Raw genomic sequence first — 26,739 nt, 5'->3', positions numbered from 1 at the left:
TGGTGGGAACGAGTGGAGGAGAGAAATGTTCAGGAGAATTCTCGTCGCCGCCCTGGCGACATCGCTGGCGCTTGCCAGTTCCGCGGCCGCTTTTGCGCAGGATGCCGGCAAGGTCGGCGTGGTCGTCAAGATCGGCGGCATTCCGTGGTTCAACGCCATGGAGGCTGGCATCAAGGAGCGCGGCCAGAAGCTCGGTGTCGACGCCTTCATGATCGGCCCGACCAGCGCCGATCCGGCGCTGCAGGTCCGCGCCATCGAAGACCTCATCGCTCAAGGCGTGAAGGTGATCGGCGTGGTCCCGAACGACGCCAAGGTGCTTGAGCCGGTTCTGACCAAGGCCAAGGAAAAAGGCATCATCGTCATCACCCATGAATCGCCGGGTCAAAAAGGTGCCGACTGGGACTTCGAGCTCGCATCCTCGACCGGCTTTGGCGAAGCGCACGGCAAGTTGCTCGGCGAGAAGATGGGCGGCAAGGGTGAATACGCCGTCTTCGTCGGCTCGCTCACGGTGCCGCTGCACAATGCCTGGGCCGATGCGGCGATCGCCTACATCAAGAAGAACTATCCCGACATGACGCTGGTCGGCGACCGCTACGGCGTTGCCGAAGACGTCGACAAGAGCCGCTCGACCGCGCTCGACCTGATCTCGGCCCACCCGAACCTCAAAGGCTTCCTTGCCTTCGGCAGCCAGGGCCCGATCGGCGCCGGCCGCGCCGTCGAGGAACGTCGCAAGGTCGGCGAGATCTTCGTGCTCGGCCCGTTCTCGCCAGGGCAGGGCCAGAAGCTGGTGAAGTCCGACGCGATTTCCGGCGGCTTCATGTGGAATCCGAAGCAGGCCGGCGAGGTCTTCGTCACGCTCGCCGACAAGCTCATGAAGGGTGGTGAAATCAAGGACGGCGAGGAAATCGAGGGCCTTGGCAAGATCAAGCCGGATTTCGAAAACCGCAACATTATCGTCGACCAGCTCGTGCCGATCAACAAGGACACGGTCTCGGACCTTGCCGCCATGGGGCTCTGAAAGCCTTATCCCCGTGCGCCGGGACATGGCGCACGGGTGACCGAAACGTCTGATTTCCTGCACGGCCCGCCCTGGCGATCCATAACGATCTAGGCGGGCGTGCAATCGGGTTCTCCCGGCTGCTGGGCCGGCTCCGGCCGGCCTGGCAAGTCCCTCAACTGCTGAAGCGGGATGAGGATAAGTGTTTGCGGTTTCCGTCCGCACCCCGCTCAAAATTGACGATCTAGGACACGAGGTTCATGCACCAGCCTGCGACGGCGGGAGGAAGCGAACGTCCGCTTCTGTCCCTGCGCGACATCAACATGACGTTCGGCGGCGTGAGAGCGCTCAAGAATGTGAGCTTCGACGTTCGCCCGGGCGAGGTCCATTGTCTCGCCGGCGAAAACGGCTGCGGCAAGAGCACGCTGATCAAGATCATCACCGGCGTCTACCGCCCCGCCGATGGCGCTGCGATCGAATTCGACGGGCAATCCTATTCCCACATGTCGCCTGTCACGGCGCAGGATCGCGGCATCCAGGTGATCTGGCAGGATCTGGCGCTGTTTCCAGAAATGAGCGTCGCCGAGAACATCGCCTTCCAGACGGTGCTCGGACGCTGGCCGAAGCTCGTCGACTACGGTCGCATGCGCCAGATCGCCGAGGCAGCGCTCGCCCGGCTCGGAGTGACGCTCGACGTCGATCTGCCGCTGAAGGAATATGCAATCGCCCAGCGCCAGATCGTGGCGATTGCCCGGGCGCTCGTGGGTGAGGCTCGGATCGTCTTCATGGACGAGCCCACGGCCTCGCTCACCCAGTCGGAAACCGATCACCTGCTCGACATCGTGCGCGGCCTTTCTGCGGCCGGCGTCGCGGTCGTCTTCGTCAGCCACCGGCTCGCCGAGGTGCTGGAGATTTCGAGCCGCATCACCGTGCTTCGCGACGGTGCGCTGGTCGGTGTCTATCCGGCCGCCGGCATGACGCAGTCGCGCATCACCGAGCTGATGACCGGCAAGACCTTCGACCAGCAGGTCCGGGCGAAGTCCCGCGATGGGCAGCCGGCCGTGCTCGACGTCAAGGGGCTTTCCCGACCCGGGCAGTTCGACGACATTTCGCTCACCGTCAGGCGCGGCGAAACGCTCGGTATCTCCGGCCTGCTCGGCGCCGGGCGCACCGAACTGGCGCTCACACTCTTCGGCATGCTGAAGCCGGCGTCCGGCTCGGTTTCGATCGATGGCAAGCCGGTGCGCTTCTCGTCCAACCGCGATGCGATCGCGGCGGGTGTCGCCTATCTCTCCGAGGACCGGTTATCGCTCGGCCTGATCCAACCGCAGTCGATCGCCGACAATCTCGTCATCAGTTCGCTCGACAAGATTGTTGCGGGCGGCCTCTTGTCTAAGGAGCGCAAGCGCAGCCTCGTGTCCCGCTGGATCGCCGATCTCGGCGTCAAGATCGGCCTGCAGCAGGATGCGATCTCCACCCTTTCGGGCGGCAACCAGCAGCGCGTGGCGATCGCCAAGTGGCTGGCGACCGATCCCAAGCTGCTGATCCTCGATGCGCCGACGGTTGGCGTCGATGTCGGCGCGCGCGCCGGCATCTTCGATATCGTCGCCCGCCTCGCCGAGACCGGGCTTGCGATCATCCTGATCTCCGACGAAGTACCGGAGGTCTATTTCAACGCCGACCGCGTGCTGCACATGGCGCAGGGCCGCGTCGTCGGCAGCTACGATCCGCGGACGTCCTCGCTCTCAGAGATCGAAGGAGCCGTCTATGCGTAGCTTCGTTCGCACCCACGCGACCGAAGTGTCGCTGCTCGCCGTCATCATCGCCATCAGCGCCGTGCTTTCGGTCGCGACGGCCAACTTCTTCTCGATCAGCAACGCCTTCGACCTGCTCAACATCAGCTCGGTCAACATCATCTTTGCCGTCGGATTGCTGGTGGTCTTGATCGCCGGCGGCATCGACATCTCCTTTGCCGTCGCTGCGTCGGTCGTCCAATACGGCACGGCGATCGCACTCGGCTGGATCGGTGGCGGCGGCTGGATCTCCGGACTGCTCATCGCCGGTTCGCTCGGCATCCTGCTCGGCGCCATCAATGCCTTCCTGATCCACCGGTTCAAGGTGATCTCGATCGTGGCAACGATCTCCACCTTCAACATCTACTTCGGCTTGCTGATGTTCTTTACCAAGGGCGTGTCGATCTACGACCTGCCGGATTGGCTGACCGACCGCGTCATCCTGTTCGAGCACGAGATGCCGGACGGAACCTGGATCGAGATCACCCTGCCGGTTCTGGTGATGGTCATCTGCGTCATCGCCACCTGGGTGCTGATCACCCGCACCACCACCGGCCGCCAGCTCTACGCCTTCGGCGACAATCCAGAAGGTGCGCGCCGCTTCGGCATCAATATCGGCGCCATGCAGTTCATCGCTTTCGGCTGGCTCGGCCTGATGGCCGGGATCGGCGGCCTGATCCAGGCGCACTACGCGCAGGAGGTCGTGCCGAACGCGCTCTACGGCCGGGAGCTCGACGTGCTGGCGGCGGTCGTGCTCGGCGGCGCGCGGCTCGGCGGCGGCAAGGGCTCCGTCTTTGGCTGCGTGCTCGGCGTGCTCCTGATCTCGATCACCCAGAACGGGCTCAACCTCATGGGGGTCTCGCCCTTCGCCTTCAAGATGATCATCGGCGCGATCATCCTCGTCGCGATCACGCTTTCCAACACCGGCATCGAAAAACTGTTGCCCTTCGCCAGCCAGAAAGGGTCGGGACGATGAGCGCAATCGTCGAACGCGTGAAAGCCCTCGTCGGGCCGGAAATGGCCGGGCCCGGCCTGGCTTTCCTTGCCGTCATGCTGGTCTTCGGCGTCGCCTCGCCGCAATTCCTGAGTGCGGCGACCTTCGGTTCCGTCGCCTTTCAGCTTCCGGAACTCGGACTTCTGACGCTCGCCATGCTGCTGCCGATCCTCACCGGCGGCCTCAATCTCGCGATCACCTTCACGGCCAACATTGCCGGACTGACGCTTGCCTGGGTGCTGCAGGCCTATGGCGGGGTCGAGGCCGGCCCCGGAGCCTTCCTCATCGGCTCGGTTCTCGCCATTCTCGTCGGCACGGCGAGCGGTGTGGTCATGGGGCTGGTGATCGCCTTTACCCGCGCCCATCCGATCCTCGTCTCCCTGTCGATGATGATCTTCCTGCGCGGTCTCGGCGAGTTCCTGACGCGCGGCGGCGATGTCTCGGGCTTTCCCGCCTTCCTCGGCCCGCTCGGTCACGGTTCGCTGCTTGGCGTACCGATCCCGCTCATCGTCTTCATCCTCTGCGTCCTTGCCTGGCACGTTCTCCTGTCGCGCACCAAGCTCGGCTTCAACACCTACATGATCGGCTCCAACCTCGAGGCGACGCGCTATTCCGGCATCAACACTCGCAAGGTGATCGTGCTCGTCTATGCGCTGTCGGGCGCCATGTGCGCTGTTGCCGGCATCATCATGCTGGCGCGCTTCAACTCCGTGCGCATCGGTCACGGCGAAAGCTACCTGTTGATCACGGTGCTCGCCTGCTTCCTCGGCGGCGTCAATCCGTTCGGCGGCTTCGGCCGGGTCATTCCCGTCTTCGTCGCGCTGGTCGTGCTCCAGCTTCTCTCCTCGGGCCTCAACCTTGTCGGCGCCAACCAGCATCTGGCGACGGCCGTGTGGGGGATGCTTCTCGCCGGCGTCATGGTGCTGCGGTTCGTCGCCACCAAGTTCAAGATTTCATTTGTCAGAAAGGAAACATGACCATGCAGGGTTTTGGCGTCCATACGAGCATGTGGACCATGAATTGGGATCGGTCCGGCGCCGAGCGCGCGGTTGCCGCAGCGGTGAAATACGCCGTCGATTTCATCGAGATCCCGATGCTCAATCCGCCGGCGGTCGACACCGCCCACACGAAGGCGCTGCTTGAGAAGAACAAGCTGCGCGCGGTCTGCTCGCTCGGCCTGCCGGAGCGCGCCTGGGCGTCGGTTCGCCCGGATGCTGCGATCGAGCATCTGAAGGTGGCGATCGACAAGACCGCCGATCTCGGCGGCGAGGCCTTGTCCGGCGTCATCTATGGCGGCATCGGCGAGCGCACCGGCGTACCGCCGACCGAAGCCGAATACGACAATATCGCCCGGGTGCTTCAGGCCGCCGCCAAACACGCGAAGTCCCGCGGCATCGAACTGGGCGTCGAGGCCGTCAACCGTTACGAGAACCACCTGATCAACACCGGCTGGCAGGCTGTCGACATGATCAAGCGGGTCGGCGCCGACAACGTCTTCGTCCATCTCGACACATACCACATGAACATCGAGGAGAAGGGCATCGGCACCGGCATTCTCGATGCCCGCGACTTCATCAAATACATCCACCTGTCGGAGAGCGACCGCGGCACGCCCGGCTACGGCAACTGCGCCTGGGACGAGATCTTCGCGACGCTTTCAGCGATCGGCTTCAAGGGTGGCCTCGCGATGGAGAGCTTCATCAACATGCCGCCGGAGGTCGCCTATGGCCTCGCCGTCTGGCGGCCCGTCGCCAGGGACGAGGAGGAGGTCATGGGCAACGGCCTGCCGTTCCTGCGGAACAAGGCGAAGCAATACGGATTGATCTAGGGGAGGCGCTTCCAGCGCCTCGTGGATCAGGACGAAAGGATCGCGGGATGGCACTTGCAGCGGATGGCGATATCGGAAGGGTTGCGGTTCTCGATGTCGGCAAGACCAATGTGAAGCTGAACGCGGTCACATCAGAAGGTGTGGTCCTCGAGACGCTCACCGTCGCCAATCCGGTGCTGCCAGGGCCGCCGTGGCGCCATCACGATCTCGACGGGCTCGGCGAATGGATCTTCGCCAGCCTCGCGGACCTTGGTCGCCGCCATCCGCTCCAGAGCTTCGTTGCCGCCGGACACGGATCCGGCGGCGTGCTGGTCGGTGACGATCCGGATGACGCCGCGGGCGCGGCGTTGCCGATGATCGACTACGAGCAGCCGTTGCCCGAGGCGATCCGCCTCGGATACGCCCCGCTTTCCGGCTCGTTCTTCGACCGTGGCAGCGCGACGATGCACAGCGCCACCCACCAGGCACGCCAGCTTTACTGGATGCAGGAGCACGCGCCGGATGCGGTTGCAGGCGCGCGCTGGTATCTCGGCCTGCCGCAATACTGGGCCTGGCGGCTGACCGGCGTCGCCGCCTCCGAGGCGAGCCTGCTCGGGGCGCAGTCGCATCTCTGGAATGTCGCGGAACGGCGCTTCGCGCCGATCGTAGACGCGCGCGGATGGCGACGGCTGATGCCCGGTTTCGCCGATGCCTGGCAGGTGCTTGGTAGAGTCCGACCGGAGCTTGGCAAGCGCTTCGCATTGCCTGAGGGGCTAGACGTGCTTGCAGGCGGGCACGACAGCAGCCTCAACCACTACCGCTATCACGCGGCGGGTCTCAGCGATTTCATCGTCGTTTCCACCGGAACCTGGATCGTCGGTTTTTCCGGCCGGACGGCCCTCGACCGGCTCGTCGAGCATCGCGGCATGACGCTCAACAGCGACGTCTACGGCCGTCCGCTCGGCGGCGTGCTCACCATGGGCGGCCGGGAGTTCCAGCATCTGGCGGGACGCGAACCGCCGGATGCACCAGTGCCCGACGACGTCGTCCTTAACCTGATCGCGAAGCGGACGATGGCGCTTCCCTCCTTCGGCGACGACGACGGCCTGTTTCCGGCGAGCGCAGGGCGCGGCCGCATCAGCGGGCCGCCGCCGGAAACACCGGTCGAGCGCACGGCGCTCGCGGTCCTCTATTGCGCGCTGCTGACGGCCGAATGCGTCGAGGCGCTGGGACCGGCGCGCCTCGTCGTTCTCGATGGCAGTTTTCTGCGCGACCCTCTCTATGCCCGCCTCGTCGCCGCACTGCTGCCGAGCCGGCGTGTCCGCTACAGCCTCGATGCCAACGGCGTCGCTTCGGGTGCGGCCCTGCTTGCGCGGGAGGGGCGTCGTCTGGAACCCGCAGCGCTTTCGCTCGCCGATCCGGCAGCCGTTTCCAACTTCTCCCCGGCGGTTGCCGTCTACGCGTCGCAGTGGCGCGGACGCACCCGCACCGGAAAATCTCAAACCGCCAGTCGCGACTTCGAAAGGACATGGACATGAGCAAGACCGACATCCTGGCACTCCGCCGCGAGATGGTGAACATCTGCTGCCGGATGAATTCGAGCGGCATCAACCAGGGGACGGCCGGCAACATTTCGGTGCGCACCGACGACGGTTTCCTGGTCACGCCGTCTTCGCTCGCCTATGAGACGATGCAGCCCGAGGATCTGGTCGAGATGGATTTCGACGGCACCTATTCAGGCCTGCGCCCGTCGTCCGAATGGCGTTTCCATCGCGATATCCTGAGAGACCGTCCGGACATCAACGTCGTACTGCATTGCCATTCGATCTATGCGACGACGCTTGCCTGCCATCACAAGACGATCCCGAGCTTTCACTACATGACCGGGATCGCCGGGGGCACGACGATCCGTTGTGCGAAATATGCGACCTTCGGCACGCAGGCGCTGTCCGACAACGCGCTGGTCGCGCTGAAAGACCGCACAGCGTGCCTTCTCGGGCAACACGGCCAGATCTCGCTCGGCAAGACGCTTGAGTCGGCGCTGTGGCTGGCGATCGAGGTCGAGACGTTGTCGCGCATGTATGTCCAGGCGCTGACGCTCGGCGAGCCGCCGATCCTGCCCGATGACGAGATGGAGCGGGTGATCGCGCAGATGCGTCGCATGAGCTATGGGCAGGCGCCCGATGGCGAAGGCGTCAACGATGTCGCCCGCCCGCGCGCGGCCGTCTGAGCGCCGGTTGACGCTGTGGCAGATGTGCCCCCACCAACGCGCTTGGCCGCGACCCCTGTCGTTCGCGGGTTTGCCAAACGGGGTGAATCAACTAATGCTCAGACATGATGCAACGATATCTGAGTCGGAGATTGGGCACGTCTGACGTGACGCGGAGCCACTCTAGCGGCTGGCGCGCGCCTGTCGCTGTTGTCGTGCCGCTGGCGGCGGCGACGCTGTTGGCCGGCTGCAACACACGTCAGGACGTCGGCACGCCGACCGGCAGCGCCATGGTGCCCGTCGAGAATGCGCTCGTCCTTCCGCCGCCAGGTGGTCCCGCAGTCCTGAACGTCATTGAACGTCGTCGCACCAACGCGATCGAACAGGATATCTATCTCTACACCTCGTCGGCAACGCCTGGCCAGAATGTCCTGCGCGCCAAGTTCTTCGGGCCGATGGCGACCAATTTCGACCAGCAGAAGAGCAGCGGCTATTCCGGCTTTCACGACAACCGGATGATGCTGGAAGCGCGCCGCGCCCTTCCCGGCGTCTCGCTATCGCTCAACCCCTATCTGCTCCAGAACAATTACGGCCCCTTCGGTTACGCCTTCGGGCGTGGCCGGTCGGACGACGCCTGCATCTTTGCCTGGCAGCAGATCCGCCAGCCGGAAAACCGCAGGTCACCCCTTAAGGGCTACGGCACCATCCAGATCAGGCTGCGCTATTGCGCGACCGGGGCGAGCGAGGCTGAGCTGCTGGCGCCCGTCTATGGCTATACGATCACCGGCACGTTCGGCGATCCTGCCTGGAACCCCTACGGTGCGCCTCCGCCGCTGGAGGCCGGGTTTGGCCGCACCGGCAGCCCCGTCTACGCACGGGAACAGGCGCCGACCGAGGCCGTTGCTGTCGTGACGACCCGGCGGGTCACGCAGCCCGCGCCGCGCCGCGAGGTTCGCGCCGTGACCCCGGTCGAGACCGAAAAGACAGTAGTCGCGCCGACCGCAGGAACATTCATACCCGTGCCTCAGCCGGATGGTACGGCGAAGCTGCCGCAGCCGGAGACGAACGCGAAAACAGTCCCGAACGTGATCGTGCCTGTGCCTGCATGCGTCGGCCAGCAGACCGGGGGAGCATGCCCTTAATCGACTGCTAACCATCCTTTGTTATGGCCTTGGTATCGGTTGGGGGACTTGGTCGAATATAGATCGAGCGATACCAGTGGCATGACGCCGAACGCTGGAAGGCAAATGAATGAGCAAGGTCGGATCCGTTGCCGCTTGGGCGTTTTTCTCGCTTTGCGTCATCGCCGTCATTACGCTGCCGGTCAATCTTCAGACGCAGCTGATCGTCAGTGTTCTGATCGTCACCTTCATGGCCGTGCTCAAGCTTGCCAATGCCGGCGGGCGCTGGCGGCTGATTGCGCTGGCCTTCGGCACGGCGGTTGTTCTGCGCTATGTCTACTGGCGCACGACCAGCACCTTGCCGCCGCTCAACCAGCTTGAGAACTTCATTCCCGGCTTCCTGCTCTACCTTGCCGAAATGTACAGCGTGATGATGCTGTCGCTCAGCCTGTTCGTGGTGGCGATGCCGCTGCCGCCGCGCAAGGCGAGCTCGATCTCCGAAGGCAAATTTCCGAAGGTCGACGTCTTCGTGCCCTCGTATAACGAGGATGCGGGGCTGCTCGCCAACACGCTTGCCGCGGCCAAGGCCATGGACTACCCCGCCGACAAGCTGACGGTCTGGCTGCTCGATGACGGCGGCACGCTGCAGAAGCGCAATTCGGCCAATCTCGTCGAAGCGCAGCGCGCCTCGGCGCGCAATGCCGAGCTGCAGAAGCTCTGCGACGATCTCGGCGTGCGCTACCTCACGCGCGAGCGCAACGTGCATGCCAAGGCCGGCAACCTCAACAACGGCATGCTGCATTCCGATGGCGAACTGATTGCCGTGTTCGACGCCGACCACGCGCCGGCGCGCGACTTCCTGCTCGAGACCGTCGGCTACTTCGAAGAAGACCCGAAGCTGTTCCTGGTGCAGACGCCGCACTTCTTCCTCAACCCGGACCCGCTCGAGCGCAATCTTCGAACCTTCGAGAAGATGCCAAGCGAGAACGAGATGTTCTACGGCATCATCCAGCGCGGTCTCGACAAGTGGAACGCCGCGTTCTTCTGCGGCTCGGCCGCGGTCCTCAGGCGCAAGGCGCTCGAGGAGACCGAGGGCTTCAGCGGCATGAGCATCACCGAGGACTGCGAAACCGCACTTGCGCTTCATGGTCGCGGCTGGAACAGCATCTATGTCGACCGCCCGCTGATCGCCGGCCTGCAACCCGCGACCTTCGCGAGCTTCATTGGCCAGCGCAGCCGCTGGGCTCAAGGCATGATGCAGATCCTCATCTTCCGCTTCCCGCTGTTCAAGGGCGGCCTGTCGATCCCGCAGCGGCTCTGCTACATGTCGTCGACGCTGTTCTGGCTGTTCCCGATACCGCGCACGATCTTCCTGTTCGCGCCGCTGTTCTATCTGTTCTTCGATCTCGAGATCTTCACGGCGTCGGGCGGCGAGTTCCTCGCCTATACGCTCGCCTACATGCTCGTGAACCTGATGATGCAGAACTATCTCTACGGTTCGTTCCGCTGGCCGTGGATTTCCGAACTCTACGAGTTTGCGCAGACGGTGCATCTGCTGCCGGCCGTCATCTCGGTGCTTTTGCGACCGAGCCGGCCGACCTTCAAGGTGACGGCGAAGGATGAATCGATCCTGGAAAGCCGTTTGTCCGAAATCGGCCGGCCGTTCTTCGTCATCTTCGCGGTGCTCTTTGTCGCCCTGCTGATGACGATCTACAGGGTCTACACCGAGCCCTACAAGGCAGACGTGACGCTCGTCGTCGGCGGCTGGAACCTCTTGAACCTGGTCATGGCCGGATGCGTGCTCGGCGTGGTCTCCGAGCGCGGAGAGCGGGCGGCCTCGCGTCGCGTCAAGGTCAGCCGTCGCTGCGAGTTCGGTGTCGCGGACAAGTGGTATCCGGCAACGATCGAGGACGTTTCCGCCCATGGCGCGCGCGTCCAGGTCTATGGCATCGACCCGGCGACATTGCCGACCGACACCGAAGGCGGGATCCGTTTCGAGCCCTATAGCGGCAGCGGCGCGCCGGAAACCCTGCCGGTGGCGATCCGGAACAAGGAAATCGCCGGCGACATCACCGTTGTCGGCTGCCGCTACCTGCCGCAGGTCGCCCGCCATCATAGCCTGGTCGCCGACCTGATCTTCGCCAATTCGCGGCAGTGGAGCGAATTCCAGAGCGCGCGGCGGGGCAATCCGGGCCTTGTTCGCGGCACCGCCTGGTTCCTATGGCTTGCCGTCTACCAGACGAGCCGCGGCCTCATCTACTTCCTGCGCAGCCTGCGCTCATCCGAGACGCAGAAGGAGGGCGCGTGATGGTCAGAACGCTCGCGCTCCTCACCGCTCTTCTGGCTGCGGCCGCGACGCATGCCCTGGCGCAGTCGTCGCCGTTCGACATGTCCGGCGAACGTCCGGCGGACGCGCCTGTCGTGCAGCAGCCACCTCAGAGCGGGACCGAAGGTGCAGAGCCCGTCGAGCAAGCGGCTGCGGTCCGGCCCCCGGACGCATTCAAGCGGTTCATCATTCCCTACAGCGCGCTGTCCTTGACGGGCGAGGTCGACGAGCGGACGTGGTCGGTCTATCTGACGCCGGCGCAGGCTCAGTCTGCCGCGACCCTGAATTTCGCCTATCAGAACGCGATCGTCGTCGCCCCGGAAGCCTCGACGCTTTCGGTTTTCGTCAACGGCGAGCTTGCCGGAGAAGGCCCGATCGGATCGGCCGAAGCGGCAGAACCGCTCAGCTACGATTTGAAGCCGGGTCTGCTGCATGCCGGGTCCAACGACATCCGCTTCCGGGTCCGCCAGCGCCACCGCACCGACTGCACCGTCGAATCGACCTATGAGCTGTGGACGGAGATCGCGCCGGACAGCGCCTTCATCCGCTTCGCCGCCGGCGACAGCGCAACGCTCTCCAGCCTTGACGACGTGCGCGCCGTCGGTCTCGACGAGCACGGCCGAACCCAATTCAACCTCGTCGTTCCCGGTCTGCAGCAGCCGAGCCGCACGGCCGCACTGATGCGGCTTGCTCAAGGGCTGGCGCTGCGCGGCCAGATGCCGGGGCAGGCTTTTGCGCTCAGCGAAACCATGCCGGAGCTTGGAAAGCCCGGCCAGATCACCGCGCTTGTCGGCACCGCCGAGGAGTTGGCGCCGCTGGTCGAGCGGATGCCCGACGGTGCCTCGAGTGGCCCGGTTGCAATGTTTGTCGCAGACGCCAAATCCAAGGCATCGGTCCTGGTGATCAGCGGGCCGGACTGGCCCAAGGTCCAGGAAGCGATCGAAGGTGTCACGCAGCCAATGGATCGTCCGAGCAACATTCCTCGCGACGTCATCGCGACAGGTCGCTGGCTGTTGCCGGAAACGCCGTTGATCGTCTCGAGCGCCCGCCTCAGGTTCTCGGAACTCGGGGTCGAGACCACCGAGTTTACCGGTCGGCGCTTCCGCTCCCGTTTTTCAGTCGCCGTTCCATCGGATTTCTACGCCGACGCCTATGGCGACGCGACGCTGTTGCTTGATGCCGCCTATACCGAAGCCGTTATGCCCGGCAGCCACATCGACATCTACGTCAACGGCAACATCGCATCGACCATCCAGCTGAACTCGGTGACCGGCGATATTCTGCGCCACCTGCCGATCAAGGTGACGATGCGCCATTTCAAGCCGGGACCCAACCTGATCGAGATCGAAGCGGTGCTGGTTGCCGAGCCGGACAAGGCCTGCGCACCGGGCACACCCGCCTCCAACGATCCACGCTTTGCACTCTTCGACACCTCCGAACTGCGCATGCCGGAATTTGCGCGGATCGGCCGCCGGCCGAACCTCGCCGCGATCTCCGGGGCCGCGGCGCCCTATCGCGCCGATGCGGCTGCGGTTCCGCTCTTCCTCGATCGCGCCGACGAGGACACGTTGTCGGCGGCCGCGACGTTCCTTGCCAGGCTTGCCGTGGCCGGCGGCCGGCCGATCGCCGTGGAACTCATTACCTCTCCGCTTGCGGCCGGCAGCCGCAATGCGCTTTTCATCGGCGCCATGCCGCAGCTGCCGAAAACCGTGCTGATGCAGGTGGGCATCGATTCGACCCGGCAGATGTCCTGGGGCAATGCCGAAGACAGCGGCCAGGCCGATGAAACGCAGAAGGCGATCGACGAATGGCGAACCCGGCTCAGCGGCGGCGCCTGGCGAAACCAGGTGACGGCCTTCCAGACCTGGGTAAAGCAGGAGTTCGACATTTCGCTGAGCTCGCTGCGGATCTTTCCCGAAGCACAGGCGGAATATGCTCCGCCGGAAAGCGCCGGCCTCCTTTTGGCGCAAGGCGCCAATCCGACCGACGACGCGACCTGGACGCTTCTGACGGCGCCGACCGCCAAGCGTCTGCGCGAAGGCGCGTCGGCGATCGCCGACGTCACGCGCTGGCAGCAGCTGTCAGGCCGTGTTTCGGCATTCGAACCCGCCACGGACAAGGTGGAGGTCACGCCGGTCACGGGGTTCGATTTCGTTCAGACCCAGCCGCCGACGCTCACCAACTATCGCCTGATCCTTGCCAACTGGCTGTCGAGCAACATCATGGTCTACGCGTTGCTGCTGATCGGGCTGTCGGTGCTTCTGGGGCTGGCGACGGCATCCATGCTGACCCGGCTGGGGCGTCGCCAATGAGTTGGCGGACCGCTCTTCTTGCCGGGCTGTTCGCGCTGATCGTGCCGATCGCGGCGGGCGCGGCCGAAGGGAGCGGTTCGGTGAGCCCTGGGGATTGGGACGCATACAAGGCTCGCTTTCTCGATCCCGGCGGGCGGATCATCGACGACGGCAACGGCAATGTCAGCCACAGCGAAGGGCAGGGCTATGGCCTGCTTCTGGCCGTGCTTGCGGATAATCCGGCCGATTTCGCGCTGATCTGGTCGTTCACTCGACGCGAACTGTTGCTGCGCGACGACGGGCTTGCGGCCTGGAAATGGAGCCCGACCGAAACGCCGCACGTGATCGATATCAACAACGCCACCGATGGCGATATTCTGATCGCCTATGCGCTGACGCTTGCCGGAGAACGCTGGCAGAGAGACGACTACAGTCAGGCGGCTTCGCGCATCGCCAAGGCCATTCTCGACCACGCGGTGGTCGATCACGGCGGGCGCACGCTGCTTTTGCCGGGGGTGGCGGGTTTCGGGACGACCGACCGTCCCGACGGTCCGGTGGTCAATCCGTCCTACTGGATCTTCGAGGCCTTCCCAGCCCTTGACCGCGTGGCGCCTTCACCGCGCTGGAAAGAACTTTCCGACGACGGATTGTGGCTGCTTGGCGCGGCACAGTCGGGGCCTACAAATATGCCGGCCGATTGGGTGAGCCTGCGCACCACACCGAAACCGGCCCAGGGCTTTCCGGCGGAATTCGGTTATAACGCTATCCGGATACCGCTTTACCTGGCGCGTGCGGAGATGGGCGACCGTGTTTTGATGGCGAGATTGCAAAAAGGAATGGTCGGCAATGGCGATGCGCTGGCGCTCAGCGACGTGACGACCGGCGCCGTTCAATCGAGCCTGATGGACCCCGGTTATCGTTTTGTTAACCATATTCTGGCCTGTGTCTTGGACCGGGTTAAGATACCCGACAGCGTCAGGGTGTTCAGCCCGACGCAATATTATCCTTCCACGCTGCACCTCCTGGGGCTGTCTTACGTGAAGGAGAAACGTCCGGAGTGTCTATGAAATCCTCAATCGTTGCCATTGCTGCTGTGATGACTACGGCGATCGGGGTTGCCGGACTGACCGATGGCGGGTTCCTGCGCACGGATCGGAACAATTTCAAGAACTTGCAGCAACCGGAATCGGCAACGCTCGTCTCCGGCTCGATCGGGCAGGGCACCCCGGGCCCAGCGCCGCAGTTCACCGAAGTGGCCCAGGCGGAGAAGCCTGCGGACGACGCGGCGAACGACAAGGCCAAGCCCGTCGTCGACGAATCGGCGCTCCGCTACTTCGCCGCCAAGGGCGATACGGCCCGGTTGCAGGCGGAAATTTCGCGGCTGCGATCCCTTTATCCTGATTGGGTTCCTCCCTCCGATCCGCTGGCGGTGCCGCGCAACAACGACGTCGCGCTTGAGACCATGTGGCGGCTCTATTCGGAAGGGCGCTACGCCGAAGTCCGCAAGGCGATCGCCGAGCGGCAGTCGAAGGAGGCCGCCTGGCAGCCGCCATCGGACCTGCTTGAGCGCCTCAATGTCGCCGAGGCGAGGGCCCGGCTGGTCAACGCTTCCGAGCTCAAGCAGTACGAGACCGTCATCTCGGTTGCCGCAAGCACGCCGAGCCTGCTGACCTGCTCTGAGGTGGACGTGCTCTGGCATGTCGCCAACGCCTTTGCCGAGACCAAGCGACCGGAGCGCGCCCGCGACGCCTACCTCTACGTGCTGAAGAATTGCGAGAACGCACCGGAACGGCTTGCAACCGTACAGAAGGCATCGTCGGTCCTGCCCTATGCCACGCTCCAGGATCTGCTTGCCTACGAGCGCACGACGCCGGAAGGCGTGCCGGAGTTCGAGAGCATTCGCGACGATCTGGCGCGCCGCTTCGTTGCCGAAGGCGACGCGGACAAGGCACTTGCCGTCGATCCCAAATATGTTCAACGGGTCGAGAAGCTGGCCGAAACGGGGGGCACCGCGAGCGACGCTCTGCTGCTTGGCTGGTATCAGCTGCGCCGTGACAACATGAGCGCTGCCGAGCAATGGTTCCGGCGGGCCCATGACAAGGAGGATTCCGCCTCCGCCTCGCAGGGGCTGGCGCTGACGTTGATCGCACGCAAGGCGCCGCTCGAGGCCGAGGCCGTTCTCTATCCGTGGCGCGACAGTTCGCCCGATGCGCTCGCCACCTATTTCGCGGCGACTGCCAACCTTCTGGCGATCGATCCGCCGGTGGCTCTCGATGCAGCGGTGCTCACACGCATCGCCGGGGAGACGATGAAGGGCCGTGATCCGGCCACGGCCCAGCAGTTCGGCTGGTATGCCCGCGCGCTCAATCAGCCGGCGACCGCCGCGCAATGGTTTACCACGGCGCTCAACTGGAAGCCCGACGACGAACCATCCGCTTACGGTCTCGCGCTCAGCCGCGACCAGCTGGGGGACAAGGACGGCGTGGTTGCAATCCAGCGCCTGTGGTCGGGTCGGTCCGAACGCATCGCCCGCCTGGGCGAGGTCAAGGAGAAGCTCGAGGAGGTCGATCGCGATCGGGTTCCCACAGTCGAGGCGTTGCCGTTCCAGCCGCAGACGCCCACCCGCACAACGGTGGTGACGGAGATGGTTGAACAACCGGTCGCCCAGAGGCCGCGCACGGGCGGCGTCGCTCAAAAGGCCGTGCGCAGCGGGACGGGTTGCCGCACGACGATCAATCCTGCCAGCCTTGCGCCGCAGGCTGCGTTGGCCCGCGGCTGGTGCCTGATGGACCTCAATCGCCCGCTTGAAGCGGCCGAGGCGTTCGAGGTTGCCCTGCAAGCCCCAGCGTCCCAGATGCGCGAAGACGCTGCCTACGGCCAAAGCCTTGCGTATCTGCGTGCCGGCCTCACCAACAAGGCCGCCGTTTCGGCCACCAGGTCGAAGCAGAACCGCGGCAGGACGGAAGAACTGCAGACCGCGATCCTGGCTGACCGAGCCATTGCCGCCTTCGATGCCAAGCGCTATCGCGAAACCATCCTGTTCCTCGACCAGCTCGGCCAGACGTCCAACCGTCGCCAGGACCTGATGGTTCTGCGCGGCTACGCCTACATGAACCTCAAATATTTCGACGAGGCGCGCCGGATCTTCGAGGCGCTGGCGGCGACCGGTAACCGCGATGCCATGAAAGGGCTGAGCGCCGTTACCAAAACCCAGGAAATCTGGCCTAACAAGTAAACCGCAGCCGACGCTCAAACGTGCGTCCGCCTGCCGATGAACGGAACGATTGGTCTTGCCGCGGCGCCTGTCCGTCGGGCGCCTCGCGCACAGGATGCAATCGATAGCCGCTCGCGTATTTTCATATCGTGCTTGGCTTCCCCGCTCTTTGGAAGGAAATTAGCGAAACGCGGTGCTATCGTCCGAAGGACCGCGGGCGTTGATATCATTGCATTCACGACGATCCGCGTAGAGGATGGAACGATATCGTCCGGCCTGTGTGGGAGGAGACCGCGCAGCCCGGAACGAGGGAGGACAGCACATGTTTCAGGGCGGCTTGAGCTTCGCGCTCGGTGAGGACATCGAGGCATTGCGCGAGACGGTGCGGCGGTTTGCGGCCGAGCGGATCGCGCCACTGGCGGACGAGACCGATCGCAACAATGCGTTCCCGATGCCGCTCTGGCGCGAGATGGGCGATCTCGGCCTGCTCGGAATTACCGCCGGCGAAGCCTATGGCGGTGCCGAGATGGGCTATCTTGCCCACTGCGTGGCGATGGAGGAGATCAGCCGCGCCTCGGCTTCGGTCGGCCTCAGCTACGGAGCGCACTCCAACCTTTGCGTCAACCAGATCAACCGCAACGGCAACGACGACCAGAAGGCCCGCTATCTGCCGAAGCTGATCTCCGGCGAACATGTGGGCGCCCTGGCGATGTCCGAGCCGGGCTCAGGCTCGGATGTCGTGTCGATGACGCTCAGGGCTGACAAGCGCGGCGATCGCTATGTCCTCAACGGCAACAAGATGTGGATCACCAACGGGCCGGATGCAGACGTTCTCGTCGTCTACGCCAAGACCGATCCGACGGCCGGACCGCGCGGCATCACCGCGTTTCTCGTCGAGAAGGGCTTCGCCGGCTTTTCGACGGGGCAGAAGCTCGACAAGCTCGGCATGCGCGGCTCCAACACCTGCGAGCTGATCTTCGAGAATTGCGAGGTCCCGGAGGAAAACGTTCTCGGTACCGTCGGCGGCGGCGTCCGGGTACTGATGTCCGGTCTCGATTATGAGCGCGTCGTGCTTTCCGCGGGGCCGCTCGGCATCATGGCGGCCTGCCTCGATGTCGTCGTCCCCTATCTGCACGAGCGCAAGCAGTTCGGCCAGGCGATCGGTGAATTCCAGCTGATGCAGGGCAAGCTCGCGGACATGTATGTGACCGCGAATGCGGCGCGCGCCTATGTCTATGCGGTGGCGGCTGCCGCAGACCGCGGCGAGACGACGCGCAAGGATGCGGCCGGCTGCATCCTTTATGCGGCCGAGAAGGCGACGGCGCTGGCGCTCGAGGCGATCCAGGCGCTCGGCGGCAACGGCTACACCAACGACTATCCGGCGGGGCGGTTGCTGCGCGACGCCAAGCTCTATGAGATCGGCGCGGGCACCAGCGAGATCCGTCGCATGCTGATCGGGCGCGAGCTGTTTACCGAGACGCGCTAGCCAGACTGAGACGAAAGCGGCCGAATTCGATCCAATGAGGACTTCATGACCGTTCTGAAATCTCACATCACCCCGTCCTCCGATACCTTCAAGGCCAACCAGTCGGCGATGGCCGAGGCGATCGCGACGATCGAGGACGCCGTGAAACTGGCGGCAGCCGGTGGCGGAGACGTGGCACGCGAACGCCATGTCAGCCGCGGCAAGCTTCTGCCGCGCGACCGGGTGGCGGGCCTGATCGATCCGGCGACGCCCTTCCTCGAAGTGGGGATGACCGCAGCACATGGCATGTACAACGGCGATGCGCCGGCAGCTGGCCTCATCACCGGCGTCGGCCGGGTTTCGGGTCGGGAATGCATGATCGTCTGCAACGATCCGACCGTCAAAGGCGGCACCTACTATCCGCTGACGGTGAAGAAGCATTTGCGCGCGCAGGAAATCGCGGCCGAGAACCGGCTGCCGTGCATCTACCTGGTCGATTCCGGCGGCGCCAATCTGCCGAACCAGGACGAGGTCTTTCCTGACCGGGACCACTTCGGCCGGATCTTCTACAACCAGGCCAACATGTCGGCCGCCGGCATTCCGCAGATCGCCGTCGTCATGGGCTCGTGCACGGCCGGCGGCGCCTATGTGCCGGCGATGTCCGACGAGACCATCATCGTCGAAGGGCAGGGCACGATCTTCCTTGCCGGTCCGCCGCTCGTCCGGGCGGCGACCGGGGAAGTCGTCTCGGCCGAGGATCTCGGCGGTGCCGACGTGCACACCCGCCTCTCGGGCGTGGCCGATCATCTGGCGCGCGACGACGCTCACGCGCTGGCGCTCGCCCGCCGAGCCGTCGCGGCACTCAACCGCCACAAGCCGCGCACGGTCGAACTGGCCACACCGGAGCCACCGCTTTACGATCCGCAAGAGATCGCCGGCATCGTGCCCTCCGACCTGCGCACGCCCTACGATATCCGCGAGGTCATCGCCCGCGTCGTCGACGGATCCCGCTTCGACGAGTTCAAGGCGCGTTACGGCACGACCCTCGTCTGCGGTTTTGCCCATTTGCACGGCATCCCGGTCGGCATCGTCGCCAACAACGGCGTGCTGTTTTCGGAATCCGCCGTGAAAGGCGCGCATTTCGTCGAGCTTTGCGCCCAGCGCAAGATCCCGCTCGTCTTCCTGCAGAACATTACCGGCTTCATGGTCGGGCGGAAATACGAGACCGAAGGCATTGCCAAGCACGGCGCCAAGCTGGTGACGGCGGTGGCGACGGCGCAGGTTCCGAAGGTGACGATGCTGGTCGGCGGCTCGTTCGGCGCCGGCAACTACGGCATGTGCGGCCGCGCGTTCTCGCCGCGGTTCCTGTGGACCTGGCCGAACAGCCGCATCTCCGTGATGGGCGGCGAGCAGGCGGCTGGCGTCCTGACGACGGTGCGCAGCGAGGCGCTGAAGCGGGCCGGGACACCCTGGAACGACGAGGACGAGGCGCGTTTCCGCCAGCCGATCCTCGATCTCTTCGAACGCCAGAGCCATCCGCTCTATGCCTCGGCACGGCTCTGGGACGATGGCGTGGTCGATCCGCGCAAGACGCGCGACGTGCTCGGCCTTTCGCTCTCGGCGGCGCTGAATGCGCCGATCGAGGATACGCGCTTCGGCCTTTTCAGAATGTAGGGATAGCGGATGAAGCGCGAGAACATCAACGCCAGGAATGCACCCCAACCCCGCGGCGGTTATTCGCAAGCCGTGCGCCTTGAAGGGTTCGATCGCCTGGTCTTTGTCAGCGGCCAGGTGCCGCTCACGGCGGAAGATGTGGTGCCGGAAGGGTTCCAAGCGCAGGCGCGCCAGGTCTGGGCGAATGTCGACGCGCAATTGACGGTGGCCGGCATGACGAAGGCCGATATCGTCAAGGTGACGGTCCTGCTTGCCGACCGGGAGCACGCAATGGCGAACCGCGCGGCACGCGCGGAGTATCTGGGCGCGCTCGCACCCGCCATGACAGTCGCGATCGCCGGAATCTTCGATGCCGGCTGGTTGCTCGAAATCGATGTGATCGCGGCTCAGTAGGTCCGGAGATGCCGATGTTTTCCAAACTCCTGATTGCCAATCGCGGTGAAATCGCCTGCCGGGTAATGCGCACCGCCAGGCGCATGGGCATCCGCACGGTCGCGGTCTATTCCGATGCCGACGTCGGCGCCCTGCACGTGGCGCTTGCCGACGAGGCGGTCCGCATCGGCCCGCCGGCAGCACTCGAAAGCTACCTCTCGATCGAGCGTATCATCGCGGCCGCCAAGTCAGTTGGAGCGGATGCCGTTCATCCGGGTTACGGCTTCCTGTCGGAGAACGCCGATTTTGCCGATGCCGTCGAGGCGGCCGGCATGACCTTCATCGGTCCCTCGGCGCGGGCGATCCGGGCCATGGGACTGAAGGATGCCGCCAAGGCGCTGATGGAGCAATCCGGCGTGCCCGTCGTTCCCGGCTATCACGGCGAACGGCAGGATGTCGATTTTCTCGCCGGCGAGGCCGCTGACATCGGATATCCGGTGCTGATCAAGGCGCGGGCAGGCGGTGGCGGCAAGGGCATGCGGCGGGTCGACGATGCCGCCGAATTTGCAGCCGCGCTCGAGGCGGCGCGGCGCGAAGCCGAAGCCGCCTTCGGCGACGGCTCGGTGCTGATCGAAAAGTACCTGACGAAGCCGCGGCACATCGAGGTTCAGGTGTTCGGCGACCGCCACGGCAACATCCTGCATCTTTACGAGCGCGACTGCTCGCTGCAGCGTCGCCACCAGAAGGTGATCGAGGAGGCGCCGGCCCCGGGCATGACCGCGGAGGTGCGCCGCGCGATGGGCGAAGCGGCGGTGAGAGCCGCGCAGGCGATCGGTTATGTCGGTGCGGGCACCGTCGAGTTCATCGCCGACGTCACCAACGGGCTCTGGCCCGACCAGTTCTATTTCATGGAGATGAACACCCGGCTGCAGGTCGAACATCCGGTTACCGAAGCGATCACCGGCATCGATCTCGTCGAATGGCAGTTGCGCGCCGCCGCCGGCGAGGCGCTGCCCAAGCGCCAGAGCGAAATCGCCATCGATGGCTGGGCTTTCGAGGCGCGGATCTATGCCGAGGATCCGTCCCGCGGCTTCCTGCCGGCGACGGGCCGGCTGACGACCTTGAGTTTTCCGGCCGAGGGCGTGCGCGTCGATGCCGGCGTCAGAGAGGGCGACCGGATCACGCCTTTCTACGACCCGCTGATCGCCAAGCTCATCGTTCATGGACCGAACCGCTCGACAGCGCTGGCAAAGCTCGAAGACGCCCTTAGGGCCTGCCGCATCGGCGGCACGATCACCAACCTCGACTTTCTGGCGCGTCTCTCGGCGGAGCCGGACTTCCGCGCCGGTCGCCCGGATACCGGCCTGATCGATCGCGCGATCGGTGAACTGACAGCGCCACGCGTCCCTGGCGACGCGGCTCTGGCGCTGGCGGCGATCATTGCGATGGACGCCTTGCAGCGGCAAGTCTCCGACGATCCGTGGTTGACGCTTGGTCACTGGCAGATCTGGGGCGATGCTGCCCGGAGCGTTACGATCACGCACGCGGGCGGGCAGGCGACGGTGGCGCTTGCGGCCCGCGGCTACGACCAGTTCGCAGTGCATACGGGAAGTGCTGCGTTGCCGGTCGTCATCCTCGAACGCTTCAAGGATGGCGCTCGCGCCGAGATTTCAGGCACGCAGCACGTGTTCCGCTTCCTGCGCGACGGGCAACAGATCACCCTGTTTTTCGATGGCGAAACCCATGTCCTTGGTTTGCACGACGCCCTTGCCGGCGGTCCTTCCAGCGAGGTTGCCGACGACGATGTGACGGCGCCGATGCCCGGCATCGTCAAGCTCATTCAGGTCCGCCCCGGCGACAGCGTGTCCAAGGGGCAATCCCTGGCGGTGATGGAGGCGATGAAAATGGAGATCACGCTGTCGGCTCCGCGCGCTGGGGTCATCGAAGCGGTGCACGTCGCCGAAGGCAACCAGGTCAGCGCCGGGACCGTGCTGATGATGCTGCAGCCGGAGAGCGCGCAATGAGCGCAACGATGCGCGGGCATGTGACGATCGTCGAGATGGCGCCGCGCGACGGGCTGCAGAACGAAAGCCGTCTTGTCGGGACGCCCGACAAGATACGTCTTGTCGACCTGCTTTCCGACTGCGGTTACGAGCGCATCGAGGTGACAAGCTTCGTCAGTGCGAAATGGGTGCCGCAGATGGCCGACGCGGCAGACGTCATGGCCGGCATCCGCCGTCGCCCGGGCACGCGCTATGCAGTGCTGACGCCCAATCTGCGTGGTCTCGAGGCAGCCATCGAAGCCGGTGCCGACGAGGTGGCGATCTTCGCCTCCGCATCCGAGACCTTCTCGCAAAAGAACATCAATTGCTCGATCGCCGAAAGCATCGAGCGCTTCCGGCCGGTCGCCGACATCTGCCGGGAACGGGGGCTGTTGCTGCGCGGCTATGTGAGCTGCGTCGTCGAGTGTCCCTATGAGGGCGCGATCGCGCCGGCAAGCACGGCCTATGTGGCAGGCCTGCTCAATGCGCTCGGCTGCTACGAGATCAGCCTCGGCGACACGATCGGGCGGGGCACGCCTGAAGCGGTGGATGCGATGCTTGCGCGGGTGCTTGAGGACGTTTCGCCGGAGAATCTCGCGGGGCATTTTCACGACACGTCCGGACGGGCGCTCGACAACATCGCGGTTTCGCTCGATCGGGGCTTGAGGGTCTTCGATGCCTCCGCCGGTGGTCTCGGCGGCTGCCCCTATGCACCGGGTGCTGCCGGCAATGTCGATACGCTTGCCGTCAACGCCTTCGTCGCGGCCAAGGGTTTTTCGACGGGCCTGGATCCGGCGAAGCTGGAACAGGCGGCGGCCTTCGCGCGGAGTTTGAGGAGCGGGCAATGACTTTTGAGACGATTCGGGTTGCGACCGACGCCCGCGGCGTTGTGCGGCTGACGCTGGCGCTGCCGCAAAAGCACAACGCACTGTCCGCGCAGATGATCGGCGAGTTGACGGATGCGGCCGAGACCTTGTCGTCCGATCGCGCCGTCCGGGTCGTCGTCCTTGAGGGCGAGGGCCGCAGCTTCTGCGCCGGCGGCGATCTCGGCTGGATGCGCGAACAGTTCGATGCGGATCGGGCAACCCGCATTGCCGAGGCAACCCGCCTGGCGATGATGTTCAAGGCGCTGAACGATATCGCCAAGCCGGTGATCGGGCGCGTGCACGGCAACGCCTTTGGTGGCGGCGTCGGTCTGATGAGCGTCTGCGATGCGGCGATCGCGTCCCTCGACGCCAGGTTCGGACTGACCGAAACCCGTCTCGGGCTGATCCCGGCCACCATCAGCCCCTATGTCGTTGCGCGCATCGGCGAGGGCAGGGCGCGGCCGCTGTTCATGTCGGCCCGGCTGTTTGGCGCCGAAGAAGCGCGCAGCTTAGGTTTGGTTACCGCCGCGGTTGCGGCCGACGCGCTCGACGTCGCGGTTGAAGCGGAGATCGAGCCCTATCTCGCTGTTGCGCCCGAGGCCGCCGGCCGGGCCAAGCGCCTTGCCCGTTCTCTGGGCGCTCCGATAACGGCAGCAACGATTGCAGCGACGATCGAGCAGCTTGCAGACTGCTGGGAGACCGACGAGGCCAGGGAGGGCGTCGGCGCCTTCTTCGACAAGCGGGAACCCGCATGGCGGCAGTAGCCTTCCTTGATTTGAGCGAGTTTTGATCCTACTTTGAATGCATGGTGATCAAAATAAGATCGGATCGTGCCATGACTGCCGTCAGTTTCAACATTTCCGCCGCCGATTACGGCGAGAGCCGATCGTCGTTCCTGTCTGCCCGGGTGGTTTCGGAGCGGCTTGGCGTAACGCTGGCCGAACTCGCAAAGCTCATTGGCGTGGCCCGCAACACGCTGACGGCAAAGTCGAGCGCCCGCAAGGTCGATGCGGCCCTGAGCGGCGTCGTGCGCATCCTTGCCATGGCCGGCGAGATGGCGGGAGACGACAGTCGCGCGGTCATCTGGTTCAAGCACCAGCCGATCCCGGGCTGGGCCGGCAAGACGGCCTATGACCTCGTCGGCGAAGGCAAGGCCGACAAGGTTCTTGCCTATCTCGAAGCGGTGCGTTCCGGCGTCTACGCCTGATGGCGGACAGTGCGGCGGTGCTGCTGTGGCGCGCCTATGTCCCGCGTTGGGCGCATGCGCCGCTCTCCGGTGAGGGGGCGGCGCGGTTCGGCGGGCGTTGGAACCCCGTGGGCGGGCAGACGATCTATGCGGCCCGTGAACTGTCCACCGCCTGGGCCGAATACAATCAAGGTTTCGTCCAGCATCCGGCGCTGATCGCCCAGCTTGAACTGCGTTATGCGCGGCTCGCCGATCTGACGAAGCCGGAGACGCTGGCCGCCTTTGGCGTCACCGCGGAGATCCACCGTTGCGAATGGCGTGACGCGCTCGACCGCGGCCTTGTGCCGGAGACGCATCGCCTTCAAGCAGAGCTCGCCGCAAGAGGATTCGACGGCCTCGTCTGTCCGTCGTTCATGTCGCCGGGCGGGACCTGCGTTGCGCTCTGGTGCTGGAATGCGGGCGAGGGCGCCGAATTGAAGGTCGTCGATCCCGAGGGCCGCCTGCCGAAGACGCCGGCGTCCTGGCTCTGATACCCCGAGGAGCCTGAAAAACGAACGGGATCCTTTCGGGGCTGCCTAAAGCACCTTGCCCGGATTGAGGATGCCGTTCGGATCGAGCGCGTGCTTGATCCGCCGCATGAGGTCGAGTTCGGCGGGGCTGCGCGAATGGTCGAGGAAATCCCGTTTCAGCGTGCCGATGCCGTGTTCGGCCGAGATCGAGCCGCGATAGCGGCGCACGATCTCGTAGACGATGCCGTCCACGATATGCGGCGTCTCGGCATCGTCGCCGGTATCGGAAAAGGCGATATGCAGGTTGCTGTCGGCGACATGGCCGAAGAAGGAGACATGGGCGACCGGGAAACGCGCAGACAGCGCCTCGCCGCATTCGTCGGCGAAGCGGCCGATATCGCCGATCGGCAGGCTGACGTCGAGATTGACGAGCGCCGGCAACTGGCTGTCCATCGCGTGGCCTTCGCGCACGCTCCAGAACGCCCGGCTCTCCTTCTCCGACTGGGCGATCAGGGCGTCGCTGATAATCTCGTCTTCGAGGGCCGCGCCAAGGAAGGCTTCGAAGGCTTCGCGCACGGCGCTGCCGTTCTCCATGACGTCTTGCTCGACGATCACCGCGAAGGGCGGGACCTCGCTGAAAAGCCGCTGTTTCTCCGCCTCGGCGTTGAAGCGGAAATAGGTCTCCCACATCGCTTCGAAAGCAGAAAGGCCGGGCAATCCGCGCTGGCATCGAGAAAGGAAGGAAACGACCTTTTCATAGCTGTCGAGCGCGCAAAGTGCCGTCAACCGGCCGGCCGGCAGCGGCCGCAGACGAAGCACGGCGCGGGTGATCACGCCAAGCGTTCCCTCGGAGCCGACGAAATACTGCCGGAGATCGTAGCCGGTGTTGTTCTTGATCATCTTGTTCAGCGACGAGACGATCGTGCCGTCGGCGAGCACGACTTCGAGGCCGAGCACGTTGTCGCGGGCGACGCCGTGGCGAAGCACGCGGATGCCGCCGGCATTGGTGGCGATATTGCCGCCGATCTGGCAGGAGCCGCGGGCGCCGAGATCGATCGGCAGCAGGAAGCCGGCGTCTTCGGCCGCGCGCTGGGCGACTTCGAGCGGCGTGCCGGCGCGCACGGTCATCGTTCCCGCCTGCGCGTCGATCTCTTCAATGCCCGTGAAACGTTCGAGCGAAATTGCGATCGCGTCGCCTCCGGCGTTGGCGCCGCCGGCAAGGCCGGTCATGCCGCCCTGTGCAACGACCGCCTGGCCGCGGTCGTTGCACAGGCGAAGGCCTGTGGCGATCTCTTCACTGCTTGTCGGACGAATGACGGCTTTCGGCAGCGCGCGGCCGGTGAGGCTGGCGTCACTGCGGTACCGCTCGCCGATGTCGGCGCCGGTCAGCACGATCTCGCCGAGGGCTTGCTTGAGGTCGTCGACGATGGTCATGGAACGCGTCTCCCGTCGCCGCAGGACCGAACATCGGCCGCGGGCGGTTCTGCTTAACGCATCTTCCGCCAATCCGATATCCGGACGGCGACGTGGTGGCCATTCTTTGCCGGCATGTCGCGGGAGTAGAATATGCTCTGGCGCGTCCGAAGGTTCATGGCGCGTCGGACGCACCGCGTCGAGCGTGGATCAGGTTCCCGTGCGTGCGAGCTCGAAAGGCTCGGCTGCCGCGTTCTCGACATTGCTCGCCACGTCCCGCCGCACCGGGGTCGTTGCTGTCGCGTGGTCCCTGAACAGTTTCCACTTTGTCGGCCTGAAGGCGATGCGGCTGTGTTCTCCGGCATTGGCGCGTTCTGGCGGCAGTTCGATCTCGACATGGGGATGGTTGCGGCCGAGCTCGAGCTCGAGATGGCGGGTGCCGGCGACGCGGCGGCTGGCG

22 protein-coding genes are annotated in these 26,739 nt (G+C 65.0%); 20 read left to right on the top strand and 2 right to left on the bottom strand.

Features of this window, described 5'->3' with window-relative positions; all coding sequences use genetic code 11:
* The first annotated feature begins 25 nt into the window (after positions 1 to 25).
* The 20 genes from VGO12_RS04530 to VGO12_RS04435 all read left to right on the top strand — a co-directional run bounded on the left by VGO12_RS04530 (position 26) and on the right by VGO12_RS04435 (position 24,887).
* Entirely contained in the window at positions 26 to 1,018 is a 993-nt protein-coding gene (locus tag VGO12_RS04530; protein WP_327511528.1) for an autoinducer 2 ABC transporter substrate-binding protein, read from the top strand.
* A gap of 239 nt (positions 1,019 to 1,257) precedes the next feature.
* Complete coding sequence (locus tag VGO12_RS04525; RefSeq protein ID WP_327511527.1) at positions 1,258 to 2,772, top strand: sugar ABC transporter ATP-binding protein; 1,515 nt, start codon at positions 1,258 to 1,260, stop codon at positions 2,770 to 2,772.
* Positions 2,765 to 3,766 (top strand): ABC transporter permease, encoded by a 1,002-nt coding sequence (locus VGO12_RS04520; RefSeq protein WP_327511526.1) that lies wholly within the window; start codon positions 2,765 to 2,767, stop codon positions 3,764 to 3,766. The genes VGO12_RS04525 and VGO12_RS04520 overlap by 8 nt, the downstream gene beginning before the upstream one ends.
* Positions 3,763 to 4,761, top strand: a complete 999-nt coding sequence (locus tag VGO12_RS04515; protein ID WP_327511525.1) for an ABC transporter permease — start codon at positions 3,763 to 3,765, stop codon at positions 4,759 to 4,761. Before VGO12_RS04520 ends, VGO12_RS04515 begins: the two co-directional genes overlap by 4 nt.
* A gap of 2 nt (positions 4,762 to 4,763) precedes the next feature.
* Positions 4,764 to 5,612 carry a sugar phosphate isomerase/epimerase gene (locus VGO12_RS04510; protein WP_327511600.1) on the top strand — a complete coding sequence of 283 codons (849 nt, stop codon included), beginning with the start codon at positions 4,764 to 4,766 and terminating at the stop codon, positions 5,610 to 5,612.
* A 47-nt stretch (positions 5,613 to 5,659) separates the two neighbouring features.
* Positions 5,660 to 7,129: an FGGY family carbohydrate kinase gene (locus VGO12_RS04505; RefSeq protein WP_327511524.1), complete on the top strand. Its 1,470-nt coding sequence runs from the start codon at positions 5,660 to 5,662 to the stop codon at positions 7,127 to 7,129.
* Positions 7,126 to 7,821 carry a class II aldolase/adducin family protein gene (locus VGO12_RS04500; protein ID WP_414650673.1) on the top strand — a complete coding sequence of 232 codons (696 nt, stop codon included), beginning with the start codon at positions 7,126 to 7,128 and terminating at the stop codon, positions 7,819 to 7,821. The genes VGO12_RS04505 and VGO12_RS04500 overlap by 4 nt, the downstream gene beginning before the upstream one ends.
* A gap of 131 nt (positions 7,822 to 7,952) precedes the next feature.
* Positions 7,953 to 8,942 (top strand): cellulose biosynthesis protein BcsN, encoded by a 990-nt coding sequence (gene bcsN / locus VGO12_RS04495; RefSeq protein ID WP_327511522.1) that lies wholly within the window; start codon positions 7,953 to 7,955, stop codon positions 8,940 to 8,942.
* Positions 8,943 to 9,051: 109 nt separating this feature from the next.
* On the top strand, positions 9,052 to 11,229 hold the full coding sequence (gene bcsA, locus VGO12_RS04490) for a UDP-forming cellulose synthase catalytic subunit (RefSeq protein WP_327511521.1): 2,178 nt from the start codon (positions 9,052 to 9,054) through the stop codon (positions 11,227 to 11,229).
* Entirely contained in the window at positions 11,229 to 13,559 is a 2,331-nt protein-coding gene (locus VGO12_RS04485) for a cellulose biosynthesis cyclic di-GMP-binding regulatory protein BcsB (protein WP_327511520.1), read from the top strand. Before bcsA ends, VGO12_RS04485 begins: the two co-directional genes overlap by 1 nt.
* On the top strand, positions 13,556 to 14,605 hold the full coding sequence (locus VGO12_RS04480) for a glycosyl hydrolase family 8 (RefSeq protein WP_327511519.1): 1,050 nt from the start codon (positions 13,556 to 13,558) through the stop codon (positions 14,603 to 14,605). The genes VGO12_RS04485 and VGO12_RS04480 overlap by 4 nt, the downstream gene beginning before the upstream one ends.
* Positions 14,602 to 16,773: a cellulose synthase gene (locus VGO12_RS04475; protein WP_327511518.1), complete on the top strand. Its 2,172-nt coding sequence runs from the start codon at positions 14,602 to 14,604 to the stop codon at positions 16,771 to 16,773. The genes VGO12_RS04480 and VGO12_RS04475 overlap by 4 nt, the downstream gene beginning before the upstream one ends.
* A 301-nt stretch (positions 16,774 to 17,074) precedes the next feature.
* On the top strand, positions 17,075 to 18,238 hold the full coding sequence (locus VGO12_RS04470) for an isovaleryl-CoA dehydrogenase (RefSeq protein ID WP_327511517.1): 1,164 nt from the start codon (positions 17,075 to 17,077) through the stop codon (positions 18,236 to 18,238).
* Positions 18,239 to 18,283: 45 nt separating this feature from the next.
* Positions 18,284 to 19,891: a carboxyl transferase domain-containing protein gene (locus VGO12_RS04465; RefSeq protein WP_327511516.1), complete on the top strand. Its 1,608-nt coding sequence runs from the start codon at positions 18,284 to 18,286 to the stop codon at positions 19,889 to 19,891.
* A 9-nt stretch (positions 19,892 to 19,900) separates the two neighbouring features.
* A complete protein-coding gene (locus VGO12_RS04460) occupies positions 19,901 to 20,284 on the top strand; it encodes a RidA family protein (protein WP_327511515.1) in 384 nt (127 codons plus the stop codon).
* A 14-nt stretch (positions 20,285 to 20,298) separates the two neighbouring features.
* Positions 20,299 to 22,287, top strand: a complete 1,989-nt coding sequence (locus VGO12_RS04455; protein WP_327511514.1) for an acetyl/propionyl/methylcrotonyl-CoA carboxylase subunit alpha — start codon at positions 20,299 to 20,301, stop codon at positions 22,285 to 22,287.
* Positions 22,284 to 23,153 (top strand): hydroxymethylglutaryl-CoA lyase, encoded by an 870-nt coding sequence (locus VGO12_RS04450; protein WP_327511513.1) that lies wholly within the window; start codon positions 22,284 to 22,286, stop codon positions 23,151 to 23,153. Before VGO12_RS04455 ends, VGO12_RS04450 begins: the two co-directional genes overlap by 4 nt.
* Positions 23,150 to 23,935, top strand: a complete 786-nt coding sequence (locus VGO12_RS04445) for a crotonase/enoyl-CoA hydratase family protein (RefSeq protein WP_327511512.1) — start codon at positions 23,150 to 23,152, stop codon at positions 23,933 to 23,935. The genes VGO12_RS04450 and VGO12_RS04445 overlap by 4 nt, the downstream gene beginning before the upstream one ends.
* A gap of 71 nt (positions 23,936 to 24,006) precedes the next feature.
* Positions 24,007 to 24,378 (top strand): antitoxin Xre/MbcA/ParS toxin-binding domain-containing protein, encoded by a 372-nt coding sequence (locus VGO12_RS04440; protein ID WP_327511511.1) that lies wholly within the window; start codon positions 24,007 to 24,009, stop codon positions 24,376 to 24,378.
* Complete coding sequence (locus VGO12_RS04435) at positions 24,378 to 24,887, top strand: RES family NAD+ phosphorylase (RefSeq protein ID WP_327511510.1); 510 nt, start codon at positions 24,378 to 24,380, stop codon at positions 24,885 to 24,887. The genes VGO12_RS04440 and VGO12_RS04435 overlap by 1 nt, the downstream gene beginning before the upstream one ends.
* 45 nt (positions 24,888 to 24,932) lie before the next feature.
* Here the strand turns inward: VGO12_RS04435 and VGO12_RS04430 are convergent, their stop codons facing one another.
* Positions 24,933 to 26,300 carry an FAD-binding oxidoreductase gene (locus tag VGO12_RS04430; protein WP_327511509.1) on the bottom strand — a complete coding sequence of 456 codons (1,368 nt, stop codon included), beginning with the start codon at positions 26,298 to 26,300 and terminating at the stop codon, positions 24,933 to 24,935.
* A 189-nt stretch (positions 26,301 to 26,489) separates the two neighbouring features.
* Positions 26,490 to 26,739 (bottom strand): TOBE-like domain-containing protein (locus VGO12_RS04425; protein ID WP_327511508.1); only part of this gene is annotated, 250 nt, incomplete at its 5' end.

The sequence above is a fragment of the Ensifer sp. genome, from assembly GCF_035999135.1.
GTDB lineage: Bacteria > Pseudomonadota > Alphaproteobacteria > Rhizobiales > Rhizobiaceae > Ensifer.
Note: the sequence above shows the minus strand (reverse complement) of the source record. Positions and strands in the feature narration are given on the sequence as shown.